Consider the following 13,943-nt stretch of genomic DNA (forward strand, 5'->3'; position numbering starts at 1 on the left):
CGCTAGCCGCGTTCTACAACCTCAAGCCGGAGACGTGTCGTCGTTGGCCTATCCCCCCACCCCCTCCGGGAGCAGGGGGCTCCGCAGGCTTCCGCCTACCCTACCATTCGATGCTCATGCGGGCACCGACCTGGTTGTCGTTCAGGCGTTCACTGAACACGGCGCGATAGCCGGTCGACAGGGTCAGGCCCTCGCGCGGCTGGTACTCCAGACCGAACTCGGTGACCCCGGCCAGCGGGGCGGCCTGGGCCCCCTCGACGGTGAAGCCGCCGAAGCCGGTCGCGGCCCCGCTGAAGCGCATGTCGGAACGCGCCTCACGATCGCCCGTGGTGATCAGCACGCCGACGCCGCCGTACAGCCGCAGCGGCTGGCCGCTCAGCTGGTAGTCCTGGGTGCCGCGCAGGTTCAGCTGCGTTGTCTCCCAGTTGCGCTCCTGCTCCGCGACCTCCAGCGACAGGCCGCCAGCGGCCCGCTCGGTGAAAGCGTCGACCGTGCTGCGCGACATCGTCTCCATCAGACCGATCGAGACCGTGCCGCCGCTGTCATTGGCGAAGCGACGGGCGATGCTGACCGACAGCGACTGGCCACCGCCGTGGGTCCGGCCCAGGGCCTGGCCGGAAAAGGCCCCGGCCGTCACCGTGCGCTGGCTGTCGATCTCGCCGCTATAGACCGAGGCGGTCACGTCGGAAGCCCAGCGACCGTCGTCGAAACGCATATAGCCGGCCGCATGGACCAGATCGCTCTCGAACGAGGACTGGCGTCCGCTGACGTCGCCCTCGACCCGGGTTGCTCCGGCCGCCGCGCCAAACACATAGGCACCGGTGCCGACGGCATAGCCGCCGACAAAACCGTTCAGTCGTGTCTGCAGATCGGCCTGGCCGGCCTTGCCCTCAAGATCAACGTCGCTGGCATGGACCGAGATCCAGCCGCCACGACCCGTGCCGGCTTCCGCCGACGGGTCGAAGGCATCAAGCACGCCGGTGACCATGGCCGCCGCCCCGTCGCGACCGCCGACGAAACTGAAGGCGCTGGCGAAGCTGAGCGGAGCCGAACCCGGAGCGCGGGTCGCCCCCGCGTTGCGGACAGCCTCCATGAAGGTGTCATTGGCCGAGAACAGCGAACTGGACATATCGGCCAGGGCCTCGCCGCCCAGACTGTCGAATGCCGCCTGGCGCTGTGGGCCGCTCAGACCGGACAGCATGTTCAGCACGCTGGTCCAGTCATCCGAGGCCTGTAGCTGGCCAATCGTCAGGGCCCGGCCGACCGCATTCTGGTTGCCGCTGCCGCCGGTGCCCAGATCGAAGCTGGCCAGCTTGCGCAGCTCCAGCACCGCCGCATTGGGCGTCAGGTCGTAGCGCACCCGCCAGAACAGGTTCGACTGGGTGGAGGTCGCAGTGAAGGCCGAACCGTTGCTGAAGGTACCGACCAGTTGGCCGGCCGTCAGGAACTGGTAGCGGGTCAGCAGGTCATAGCCACTGGCCGGGCTGCCGAAGCTCGGAGCCAGAGTGCCGCCGGTCAGATTGGCGGTGCCGGAAACCACCAGCCGGTCGGACAGATTGCCGCCCGACAGGCCCTGGAAGTCGGCCGCCAGAGTGCCACCATTCAGGGTCAGGCTGCCGCCCGAGAAGGTGCCGATGCCATTGGCCTGTCCGACCAGACCGGGCGACAGGGTCGCGCCGCCGGAGACCGTCAGGGCCCCGCCGATGGTGCCCGCCCCGGTCAGGCTGCCGCCGCTGACGGCGACGTTGCCGGTGGTCGTCGCGAGGAAGCGCAGCTCGCCCCCGGTGTTGCTGATCGTCTGCAGGGTGTGGCTGCCCCCCAGGGTGAACAGCCCGCCGGTGTGGACCAGCGAACCGGCCCCCGACAGGGTGCCGCCGAAGGCTGAATCCGCCCCGCCGAAGGTCAGGCGACCCGAGCTGATCGCGACCGCACCGGCACCGTAAAGGGACCCGATCGTGTCGGTCCGGCTGTTGACGTCGAAGGTCGCCCCGCTCGAGACCGAGACCGTGGCCGTGTCGGCCAGACGATTCGAAGCGCCGAGACGCAGGGTCCCGGCGTTCACATTGACCTGCGAGGCTGCGGACGTGCCGGTCAGCACCGAGGTGCCGCCCAGATTGAACAGGGTGCCCGCGCCGAGGTTGGCGTTGATGGTCGCGCCGTTCAGGTAGTACTCGGCCGCCGTCAGGGTCCCGGTGCCGGTCGGGGCCGGGAGCGTCAGCGGACCGTCGGTGCCCTTGGTGCTGACGGTGAGGGCCAGAATGACCTGGGCATCGTCGGCGCGAGGCATCAGGATGTTCGTCGTGCTGTTCAGCGTTCCGTTCAGCAAGGCCAAGGCGACCGTCTCGTCATTACCGGTCAGGTCCAGCGTCGCTCCGCTCAGAACCGAGACAGTCGCGGTATCGGCAAGACGATCTGACTGGCCGAGTCGCAGGGTTCCGGCCTGGACCGAGACCTGCCCGGCCGCGACCGTTCCGTACAGGGTCGAGATCCCGCCGGTGTTAAACAGTTTGCCGGTGCCGAGGTTGGCAAGGACAGTGGCCCCGTCGAGATAGTATTCGGCCGCCGTCAGCGTGCCGGTGCCGACAGGAGGCGGGTTCCAGGCCACCAGTTCGGGCGACTTGCTGTCGCCGTTGACCAGCGGCGAGAACGGCGTGCCAGCGCCCGTCAACGTACCGTTCAGAAAGACTGTCGCCACCGTCTCGTCGAAGCCCTGCAGATCGAGCGTCGTGTTCGAGAACACCGACAGGCTTGCGCTATCGGCCAGCCGCCCGGACTCGCCCAGACGCAGGGTGCCGGCCTGAACCGCGACCGTCCCGGCCGCCGAGGTGCCGTTCAGGATCGAGACCCCACCGACGTTGAACAGGGATCCTGCACCCAGATTGGCGTTGGCCGTCGCGCCGTACAGATAGTAGTCGGCGGCCGACAGGGTGCCCGTTCCGTTCAGGGTGCCCTCCAGCGAGACCAGTCCGACGGTCTCGTTGAAGCCCTGAATATCCAGGGTCGCACCCGAATACACAAACAGACGCGCAGTGTCGGCGATCACATTGGACGCCCCCAGCCGCAGCGTGCCGGCATCGACGCGGGCATCGCCTGTAAAGGTGTTGGTACCCGACAGGGTCATGACGCCGGCACCGCTCTGGGACAGGCTGCCGGCACCGGAGATGACGCCGCTGAATACGCTGTCGGCGTCGTTGAAGCCGGCGATGAGGATCTGGCCGCTGTCGATGGTGACGGCTCCGGTCCCGTTCAGGGCGCCCATGGCGTTGGTGTCGCCGACAGACAGGGTCGCGCCCGCATTGACCAGAACGCCGGCTCCGCGGTTGATCGACTGAATTCCGGTCAGCCGCAGGGTGCCGCTGTCCAGGGTCCAGTCGGCGGCATCGGAATCCGCACCGCTCAGGGTCCAGATGCCGCCGCCGGTCAGCGTCCGGCTCTCGAAGCCGAGCGTCTGGCCGATGTCGAGACTGCCGTCGGACATGCCGCCCAGGATCAGGGCGTCGACACCGCTGCCGCCGGTGATCTGCCCGGAGACGGTCATGCCGCCGAACAGGGTGACGTTGTCCGCACCCGAACCGCCGGTGTAGCCGCCGTTCAGGTCGCCGGCCAGGGTCACCGTGTTGAGGCCGGTCGAACCCGAGGCGTCGACCACGCCGTTAACGGTCGAGCCCGCCTGCAGGTCCAGACTGTAGCCGGCCCCCTGCAAGATGATCGCCGGACCAGTGCCGGAGATGACGCCGCCCGACTGGTTGGTGATCGAGCCGCCGCCGCCCGTCAGAAAGACGCCGAAGCTGCTGCTGATGAGTCCGGCATTGGTGACAGAGGTTGCCGCGCCGCTGGAAAAGATGGCGCTGAAGCGCGCGCTGGTCATCTGGCCGCCGGCCAGGTTCATGACGGACACCGGGCCACCGAAGGCCACCAGGGCGTTGTCCTCGCCGTGGGTGACCCCGGAGTTGACCACGGCGATCCCGGTCGATGCTCCCGCCAGAATGGCCTGGGTAGCCCCGGTGATGGTTCCGTTATTGGTCACCAGTGTGCCGGTCGCTCCGGCCCCGAGATTGATGCCGTGTGTGCCGTTGATGGTGGCACCGGACTGATTGGAGACCACGTTGGTCGCGCCCGAAAGGTCCAGGCCGGTTCCGCTCGCCGCATCTATACTGCCGGCATTGGTCAGGGTCAGAGATCCCGAGGCGGTCACGCCGATGCCGCCCGAGCTGGAGACCGATCCGGAGTTCGTGAAGCTGTTCGACATTCCGTTCATCGTCACGGCATTGCCGGCGACGGTGATCGAGCCGGCGGACAGCAGATTGGCCGTGGTGGTGCCGTTCAGCACCAGACCGCCGCCGTTGGTCAGCGCCCCGCCCAGGGTCAGGGACCCGGCCGAAAGGACCAGGCCGCCCGTGCCCGACATGGCACCGCTATAGGTGCCCGAGCTGTTGGACAGGGTCAGGGCCCCGTTGGCCAGGTTGACCGCGCCCGCGCCGGTCAGCCGGCCGATGGTCTCGGCATTGGAGACCAGGAAGGTCGCGCCCGACGACACAGACACCACACCGGTGTCGAGGATGGCCGATCCGCCGCGGACCTCCAGCGTGCCGGCCTGGATCGAGGTCTGACCGGTATAGGTGTTGGTTCCGCTCAGGGTCTGCGTGCCGGCCCCGACCTTGGTCAGGGCCAGGTAGCGACCCGCAAATTCTGTACTGTCCCGGATGACGCCGCTGAAGGTGCCCGAACCACCGGCGACGCCGATGGTGACCGGCACAGTGCCGCCGAAGCCCCCCGACAGGGTACCGGCACCGGTCAGGGCATCGACCCGGACCAGACCCTCGACCGCATCAAGCCGCGCGCCCGACGCGATGTTCAGGCTGCCCATATTGCTGGTCCAGAAGCCCTGGCCGGAACTGCTGCCGTTGACGGTTCCGCTCTGCACATCGATCAGGCCGCCCTGCGCCAGGCTGATCTGGACATTGCCATTGCCACCGTTGCCCAAGGCCGTGATGCTGCCGGCGTTGCCGGTAAACAGAATTCGGCCGGCACCCGTGAAGGCATCTCCCTTGACGGACATCAGTCCGCCGGTCTGGTTGTCGAAATTGAGCGTCGCGCCCGAGGCGATCGACACAGCACCGTTGCCGAGCCCGTTGCCGATGTTGAGGACTCGCAGCGTGCCGCCCGACACCGTTGTCGTACCGGCGTAGCTGCCGGCCCCGGTCAGGGTCCACAAACCACTATCGATCTTGGACAGGTTGCTGACGCCGCCGACCGTTCCGTTGGCCATCGTGCCCGCCGTGCCGTTGGCGGCCGTGCCGTCGCCGATGCCGGCCAGCACCAGGGTGTTGGTGCCCGCGCCCATGTTGATCGCGCCGAACGACGCCGCCGCCAGGGTTCCGGCCGCCTGCAGGGTGATGCCGCTGGCCCCGTCGATGGTCGCCCCGCTGGCGGAACCGCGACCGTTATAGATGGCGACGGTGTCGTTGCCGCTGTTGAGCAGGAGCGCCCCGGTGGTCGAACCGGCATGCAGGTTGATCGTGGTTGCAGCGCCCGGGGTGTTGACCCGAACGGCCCCGGCCCCGGCACCGGTGGCGCTGCCGTAGTTGGTGAAGGTGCCGCCCGTGGCCGAGAACTGGACCGCCACGCCGTAGGTCGAATCGCTACCGCCGGTCAGCGATCCTGCCGCCGCATTGGTTATAGTCCCGCCCTGGATCAGCAGCGCCGAATAGACCGGCACGCTGATCGTGCCGGCGTTGAGGATGGTGGACGGGGCATTGAGCACCGTAACGCCGTCTCGGGCCAGACCGGACTGAGGGATGGCGTCCCCCGTAATCGTCCCGGTGTTGGTCAGGGTCAGACCGTTGCTCGAATAGATACCGGCCGACGCACCGCGGATCGTACCCGAGTTGGTGATGGTGCCGCCGTTGGTGCTGATCGCATAGCCGGTGCCACCGGCCGTATAGACGCCCATATCGTTGACCTGACCGGTGCCAATGGTGCCGGAGTTGGTGATGCTTACCGTGCCCGCCGCGTTAATGGCGCGGGTCGTGCCGACCACATAGCCGGCGTTGGTCAGCGCCAGCGTGCCGGCGGTGGTGAGGATCCCCGCCTCGCCGCCGGCGATGATGCTGCCGGCTGTCGAGTTGGCGACGGTCAGGGTGCCGCTATAGGACCGGATACCGTCTGTGGTCAGCGTGGAGCTGACCGCACCGGCGCGGATCAGCCCGGTGTTGTTGACCTGCAGATTGTTTGAGTTCTGGATCGCGGCGACCAGATTATATTCGCCGACGGCGATCGTGCCGCTGTTGTTGATGACCGTGCCGGCCGCCTGGTTGTTGACGCCGTAGAAATAGAAATTGCTGTTGACCCCGTTCGTCTGACCGCCGGTGATCGTGCCGGCATTGGTGACCGTACCGGCAACCGAGAGATTGACGCCTGTGGTGCTGGAGATCAGCGAACGCCCGGCGTTGACCGTGAGCGTCGACCCCGCAGTTGTCTGGAACGAGGCGGTGGTGCTGCCCCCGGTATCCAGGTCCGTATCAAGAACGATATTGCCGCCCAGCAGCTTGAGCGACGTCACATTGCTGCCGGTCAAGGTAACCGTGCCGCTGTTGGCGTTCAGGAAGAAGCGCGAAACGCCACCGATCGTACCGGTACCGCCGGCACCGAGATTGACGTTGAGATTCTGGTAGCTGCCGTCCGTCGTCGTCACGCCTCCGGCGATGGTCCCGCCGGTCCAGTTGAACGTGGTGGTGCCTGTTCCAAAATTCGCGCTTTGCATCGCGCCGCCGGTCGCCAGCGTGAAGGTAGTGGTGCCGGTGCCCGCCGTGCCGGCATAGTTGCCGTTCAGAGTGCCCGCGACGGTGATGTTACGGGTCCCGCCGCCCTGCGCCAGGATCTGGCCGGTCGTGGTCGACCCGGCCTGCAGGTCGATCGTAGTGTTGCCCGCGCCGTTCAGCAGGATCGAGCCCGTACCGCCGTTGATCAAACCGCCCGACTGGTTGGTGATCAGGGTGGTGCCCGAGGCGCTGGCGTTCTGGACGCCATAGCCATAGGTCGCATTATTGCCCCCGGTAATCGTGCCCGAGTTGGTCACCGAGCCGCCGCCGACGAGGGCTACGCCCGAGAATGAGGTGGAACTGAGCGTGCCGGTGTTGGTCAGGGCCAAGGCACCCAGCGAGGTGATGCCATCATTGGTCCCGCCGGTGATCGAACCGGCGTTGGTGACGATCAGGGTCCCGGCACTGCTGAGAATGCCCTGGTCGGCACCGGCGATCGATCCGCCGACGTTGTTGATGGTGCCGCCGTCAGAGAAATTGATCGCGTCACCGCCGGCGCTGACAGCGGTGATCGTGCCGAAGTTGGTGACCGAACTGCCGGCCGTCAGGGCCTGCACGCCCATAGTTGTGCCGCTGACGGTGACGCCACTGGCGACGCCGGTCGCAAACACACCGTCTGTGCGGATGGCGGGTCCGCCATTGGCGGTAATATTGGCGTTGGCGGTGACCGTATTGCCGGTCGCCGAACCACTGGTCGCATCAATGCCGATGCCGCCGGAAACGATGGCACCGTTGCTGGTGATCACATTGCCGCCGATGCCGGAACTGGTCTGGATGCCGAAAGCGCTGGCGTTGATGGTCGAGCGGATGGCGACGTCGGACCCGGCCGTTGCGGTGGTCCGGATCCCGGTATTGACCCCGGTGATCGCGCCGCCGGTGCCCGTGGTAAAATAGACGTAGCCATTGCTCGCCGTCAGATTGGCACCGTACTGGAAATTGGTAGCACTGAAGGCCCCGCTGAGGCTGCTGTCGCCGAGACTGCGACCCGCGGTCCACAGCAGGCCCGAGCCCGAGCCGGGCGTCTGGGCGATCAAGTTCAGCGTGCCGGCACCGCTGTGGTAGATGTCGCCGAGCGTCGAGACGACCACGCCATTCAGCCCTGTGACGATCAGGGGCCCGTTGATACTGAAGCCGGTGTTGTTGCCCCCCGTCGAACTGAAGTTGAACCCGTTACCGCCGGCTGCCGCCACCAGGGTGTTGGTGCCGTTGAACGTGAACCCGTCGCCGCTTCCCGAAGAGGCCGAGCGGGTGAAACTGATCGCACTGGTGGTCGGTGCCCCGCTCGTGTTGGTGATGTCGACACCGCTGATCGTCATGCCGACGCCGCCGACGTTCTGGAAACCGCCACTGGCCCCTGTGTTGTCGGTCGTCGTCCCGCCGCCGGTGACCACGATCGTGCCGCCGCCGGTCGGGGTGTAGGTCTGGGCCATGGCCCCCGTCGCCGCCAGACCCACCGCCACCAGCGCCGTGCTGCCCAGCAGGCCGGCGCGGATCAGGCCGCTGGCCGCCGATTTGGCCGCACGCGGGGACGAACGCGAGCCGGTGACAGCGCGGGATTTGATCGAGGTCATGTCGGAGAGCCTACCCAGAGGAATCACAGGGCTGTGCCCTGATCAGACAGACGACCAACAGCGAGCGCCCCCAGGGCCCAATGCAATTAGTCGTTAATCTTCGGGTAACTAGCAGCTATTGTTGACAGCAAAAACGACGCAGCGTCCCAATCTTGGGACGCCACGCCTGAGAGAGGAAATGAGTCCCAACCAGGCGAGTTTCCTGAGTGAAGGGGGCGTTGTCGGCGCACATTTCCAGCCAACCCCCGAGACCGCGCCGGACCCATTTCGTGGTCGCTCGCGATCTGTAGGCGGACTGACGGCTCCGTCGAACTACCCGGGAATCTTGAGCCGTCGCCCCTGGGCCAGCAGACGCCAGGCGGCCACATCGCCCAGCATGATATCGGCGGTCACGCGCGCGGCCCCCTGCAGTTCGGCGACATTGGCGCGCGACGGATCCCAGCCGGCGAGTGAACTCCGCAGCGCCGCAGCCATGCGCCCCGACCGGTCCGCAATCCCTTCGAAGTCCAGGATGACGCCGATACCGTAGCTGGCCGTGGCCACCGCAGGCAGGCCCGCAGTGACGGCCGTGAGAGCATAGGTGAGCGTGTGGGCCGCATGGGGATCGGCGAGGCGAAGGATCAACCAGCTGATTGCTGCCGCGAGCACAAGCACGAACAGGGTTTCGCCGAAGCGTTCGATCCGGTGGCCGGCCAGATGCATACGGTGCGCAGTCGCCTCGTTCCACGCCGCCTGATCGGAGATCCGGGCGACAAGATCGCGAGACGCCAGGTCCGCGTCAGACAGATCGGCGGCCTCCAGTCCCTGGGACCGCGCCAGCGCCTGAACGTACCAGGCTTTCCAGCCCGGCTCATCCGTCGCCGCCATCCCGCGACCGACCCCGACCTTGCGGAGCATCAGACAGACCCGCAACAGCTCGGCCACCTCCCGCGATTCCAGCCAGCGTTCCTGCCAGCGCCGGCGCCCGGCCAGCGTCGTATTGCCGAGCAGCAGCATGATCGTGACCACCTCGGCCAGGACGAAAATCCATTTGGCACCACCCGCGAACAACGACAGCGCAGCCAGACTGACCGCCACCGCAGCCAGCGCAAAATTGACGATCACGGCCGACCGGAAGGCCTGGGCGGCGACGACCGCCGTATCGTCCCACCAGGCGAAGGCCTGCTCCAGCGCGCCGGGCGTAACCGCCGGTGCCGGATCAGAGGCGTCCGTTCCGGGCGTCCGTTTCTTGCCGAGGCCCACCAGGCTGAGCAGCAATGGATAGGCGGAATAGTTCCACGACCGGTGCGGCGCGCGCAAAAGCGGGGGCCACGGGGGCTCGACCGACTCTCCCACGATCTGCCGGATCAATGCCGCCAGGCCATCCAGCGGTGCCGCGATCAGGTCCTCCAGCCTCAGGGTGCCGCCGGTGCCCGCCGGGTTGAGGCGGAGAACAGCCGAGCCGCCGTCGGGGGCCAGGGTGATGATCGGGATCTGACGCCGGACGGCCTCCTGAACCACGTCATGGGTGCCGCCCCGGCCACGCCCGGGCAGACCATCCCATACCGCGATCAGGACATCGCAATTATCCAGCAACGCCTTGCCGGCGGCGTCATAGGCCCGGTCCCGCTCTGCACCGTCGCCCTGGCCGTCCAGCACCAGAACCGAACCGGCCTGGGCCAGCAACTCACGGAAGCCGACCACCGCGTCGGGGCTGAAGTCCTGCTCATAGGTCTCGACGGGAAAGGGCAGGACGGCGTCCCAGCCCAACCCCACCGCCGTGGCCGCCGATACCGCCAGCTGATCCGCCCCCTCCGCCAGCGCCGATATGAGCCTCAGCCGCGGCGATGTCGAAACACCGGCTGTGTCACGCAGCGTGGCGTCGATCGTGCGCAGGATCGCTTCCAGACGGGCCTGCACGGCGGGCGGATCGGAGATCCGGTTCAGGCGGTGCCCGACGATGGCGGCGGTCAGGCCCGTGGTCGGGCGCGGCGCGTCGCTGCCCGTCATTTCGCGGCGTCGTCGGACGCCTGACCGTCGAGCCGCGCCATTGCGGCCGCGACCATGGCCTGGAAGCGGGGATTATCCCGGATACGGTTCATGTCCGGATCGGCTTCCGCATGCTCGATCTGCGTTTTGGGGGCTTGCTCGAAATAGGGAACAAGCAGGTCGATCGCCCCCTCGTCATCATTTAGATATGCCGTGAGGCAACAGGCCAGATTGTATCTTTGCAGAATGTTATCCGGATCAATCAACATCGCGCGTTCGACCCATTCCTTGGTGCGCGTCGCCTCACCCATGACGGCCAGGGCCACAGCGCCGATACCCAGCGCCTTGGCGTTTGTGGGGTCCTGCGCCAGGGCGCGTTCCACCCGGCCGAAGGTCGTCTTGGCGGCGCGGAGTCGCGGCCCCTGGTCATTCAGGGCGCTGTAGCAGGTGATCAGCATGCCAGCCGAGTGGTAGTCGCCGTCGACCAGGGCAACCGCCTTCTCGAAATAGGGGATGGCGTCGGCAATCCGTCCCTGTCGGAAATACAGGAACGCGCCCTCCTTGTTGACCTCCCAGGACTCGGGGTCGAGATTTAAGGCGATGTCGAGCTGACGATTGGCTTCGTCGATCAGGCCGTCGTGATGAAGGTACCGGGCCTTGACGCAGTGCGCCTCGGCGACGTGAGGATCGATTGCGAGCGCACGCTCGGCGGCCTCGCGTCCGTCCTCGGGCTTGGCGTGCCAGAAGCGCAGGTCGGTCTGCGCCAACGCCATAAGGGCCCAGGCTTGGGCATAGTCGGGATCGATGGCGATGGCCTGGCGGCAGACGCGGACGACCACCGCCGCCCTGCGTTCATCGATGTTGTTCCCGTCGATCCAGTGCCGGCGCGCCAGAAGATATAGGTTGTAGGCGTCGGAACTGGTCGTGCCGCGACGCTCGATCGCCTTCTTCTCCTGAGGCAGAAGTTTCAGCTTAAGCGCGCCGACAATCGCTTTCGAAATCTCGTCCTGAATGGCGAAGATGTCGTTCAGGTCCCGGTCGTAGCGATCGGCCCAGACCTGGTGGCCGCTGGCGCAGTCGGTCAGCTGCGCGTTGATCCGCACCCGCGTGCCGGCCTTACGCACACTGCCCTCCAGAACGTGGGTGGCCCCGGGATCCCGCGACAGTTCCGCCAGATTGACCGGCTTTCCCTTGAGCGCGAAGGCGGTATTGCGGCCGATGATCGTCAGGGCGGAGACCTTGGACAGGTCGGTGATGATGTCTTCGCTGATGCCGTCGCTGAAATACTCCTGCTCGGCGTCACCGCTCATGTTGACGAACGGCAGCACGCAGACCACGGCGCGCCGCTCTGCCTCCCGCCCGGAGTCGGAATCGGCTGTCACGCTGGCGGCTCTCGCGACCCCGGCCAGCGAGGCGATGCTGCTTTCCACCTTGGCCCAACCCGGCCAGTCGGTGTCACCGGCCCAGCCGAACAGGTCGGCACACTGGATCTGGTTGAACGGCATGGGCGGCAGGGAACCGTCGACACTGACCTGGACCAGGGTGCCCAGCTCGCGCGCGGCGTCGGCTTCGGCTCTTACCCATTGCGACCGGACGGCGTCATTGGACCACAGCACCAGAACCGCCTTGGCTCCCTTGATCCGCTCCTCGATCACATCGCTGTAGGCACGGTGAGCCGGCAGCTCGTCGTCGCGCCAGACGTTGTAGCCTGCCGCGCGCAGGGCTTCGCTCGCCTGTTTCGCCAGCGCCTCGTTAGGTCGGGCGTAGGAGATGAAGATGTCCGACATCTAGGCACCCTTCGCCGGCTTGGCTTCATGTTCGTCCGCAGCGGCCAGCCGCCCCCGGGCGGCGGCCACCATGGTTTCGTACCTCGGGATTCCCCTCAGCCGGTTCATGTCAGGATCGACCTCGGCGTGCTGGAACTGGATGTGGGTCACCTGGTCGAAAAAGGGACCCAACAGGTCCATGGCCGCATCGTCGTCCTGCAGGAAGGCGGTCAGTGTGCAGGCCAGATTGTATCGCTGGAGGATGTTGTTGGGGTCGATCAGCATCGCCCGCGCGATCCATTCCCGGGTCCGCTCGGCCTCCCCCATCACGGCAAGGGCCCCTGCCCCGAGCCCCAGCGCCTTGGAGTTGGTCGGGTCGCGGGTCAAGGCGCGCTCGACCCGGGCAAAGGTCGTTCGGGCGGCGCTCAACTTCGACTCCGGCTCGTCCAGGGCACCGTAGCAGGTGATCAGCATTCCCGCTGAATGATAGTCGTCATCCAACAGGTCGACAGCCCTGGTGAAATAGCGCGCGGCGTCGGCGATCCGTCCCTGGCGGAAGAAGAGGAAGGCCGACTCCTTGTTGACCTCCCAGGACTCGGGGTCGAGCTTCAGGGCGGTCTCGATCTGACGGTTGGCGTCTTCAAACAGACCTTCATGCTGAAGATAGCGGGCCTTGACGCAGTGAGCCGCGGCCAGATTGGGATCGATTGCCAGCGCGCGCTCGGCCGCCTCGCGCCCGTCCTCCGTTCGCCCGTGCCAGAACCGAAGGTCGGTCTGGGCCAGGGCGATAAGCGCCCAAGCCTGGGCGTAGTCGGGGTCGATGGCGATTGCCTGATGGCAGACGCGGATCACCACCTCAGAACGACGATGATCGTCGTTGGTGCCGTCGACCCATGTGCGGCGCGCCAGCAGATACAGGTTGTAGGCTTCCGGACTGGTCGTGCCCCGCTGTTCAATCGCCTTCTTCTCCTTCGGCAGGAGTTTCAGCTTCAGCGCGCTGACGATGGCCTTGGAAATCTCGTCCTGAATGGCGAAAATATCGGTCAGGTCACGATCGTACCGGTCGGCCCAGACTGGATCGCCGGCCTCGCCGTCGACGAGCTGGGCGGTGATCCGCACCCTCCCGCCGGCCTTGCGTACGCTGCCCTCCAGTACGTGGGTGACGTTCAGCTGGCGGGCCAAATCCTTGACCTCAAGGGTCTTGCCCTTGAAGTTGAAGGCGGTGTTGCGCGCCACTACCGACAGGGCCGAAACCTTGGACAGGTCGGTGATGATGTCCTCGCTGATGCCGTCCGAGAAATACTCCTGCTCGGCATCACCGCTCATGTTGATGAAGGGCAGGACGCAGACGGCGGCCTTGCGCGGCGAGGCTGAAGCCTTGCCGGCACCGGTTTCAGGAGACCGGGTGCCGACCAGGGAGGCAACGCTGCTTTCGACCTTGAGCCAGCCGGGTACGGTCAGGTCGCCGGTCCAGCCGTACAGGTCCGCGCACTGGATCTGGTTGAATGGCATGGGCGGCGGCACGCCGTCGATGCTGAGCTGGATCAGGGTGCCGGCCTCCCGGGCCACGTCGGCCTCGGCCCGGACCCATTGCGACCGGATGGCGTCCACCGACCAGATCACGACCACCGCCTTGGCCGAGCGCAACCGTTCCTCGATCACCTCGCCATAAGCCCGATGGGCCGGCAGCTCGTCATCCCGCCAGACGGCGTACCCACGCGACCGCAACGCCTCAGCGATGACCTTGGCCTGCGGTTCCGTCGGTCGGGCATAGGAGACGAAAACCTCAGACATCAATGCTCACCCACCATCGTTAG

The 13,943-nt window shown here is 66.6% G+C and carries 4 protein-coding genes; all 4 read right to left on the reverse strand.

Translation table 11 applies throughout. The annotated features are described in order from the left end of the window. Positions 1-100: 100 nt before the first annotated feature. Positions 101-8,392, reverse strand: a complete 8,292-nt coding sequence (locus tag AAC067_RS09570) for an autotransporter-associated beta strand repeat-containing protein (protein WP_339931902.1) — start codon at positions 8,390-8,392, stop codon at positions 101-103. Between the two features lie 312 nt (positions 8,393-8,704). After that, complete coding sequence (locus tag AAC067_RS09575) at positions 8,705-10,381, reverse strand: hypothetical protein (protein WP_339931904.1); 1,677 nt, start codon at positions 10,379-10,381, stop codon at positions 8,705-8,707. Next, entirely contained in the window at positions 10,378-12,147 is a 1,770-nt protein-coding gene (locus AAC067_RS09580; protein WP_339931906.1) for a TIR domain-containing protein, read from the reverse strand. Before AAC067_RS09580 ends, AAC067_RS09575 begins: the two co-directional genes overlap by 4 nt. Next, a complete protein-coding gene (locus tag AAC067_RS09585) occupies positions 12,148-13,920 on the reverse strand; it encodes a TIR domain-containing protein (protein WP_339931908.1) in 1,773 nt (590 codons plus the stop codon). Positions 13,921-13,943: the final 23 nt, after the last annotated feature.

The organism is uncultured Brevundimonas sp. (assembly GCF_963977465.1).
GTDB lineage: Bacteria > Pseudomonadota > Alphaproteobacteria > Caulobacterales > Caulobacteraceae > Brevundimonas.

Excerpts from the sequence above, each read along its gene's own strand:
- AAC067_RS09575 (WP_339931904.1), bottom strand. The coding sequence starts at position 10,381 with ATGACGGGCAGCGACGCGCCGCGCCCGACCACGGGCCTGACCGCCGCC.
- AAC067_RS09585 (WP_339931908.1), bottom strand. The coding sequence starts at position 13,920 with ATGTCTGAGGTTTTCGTCTCCTATGCCCGACCGACGGAACCGCAGGCC.
- AAC067_RS09570 (WP_339931902.1), bottom strand. The coding sequence starts at position 8,392 with ATGACCTCGATCAAATCCCGCGCTGTCACCGGCTCGCGTTCGTCCCCG.
- AAC067_RS09580 (WP_339931906.1), bottom strand. The coding sequence starts at position 12,147 with ATGTCGGACATCTTCATCTCCTACGCCCGACCTAACGAGGCGCTGGCG.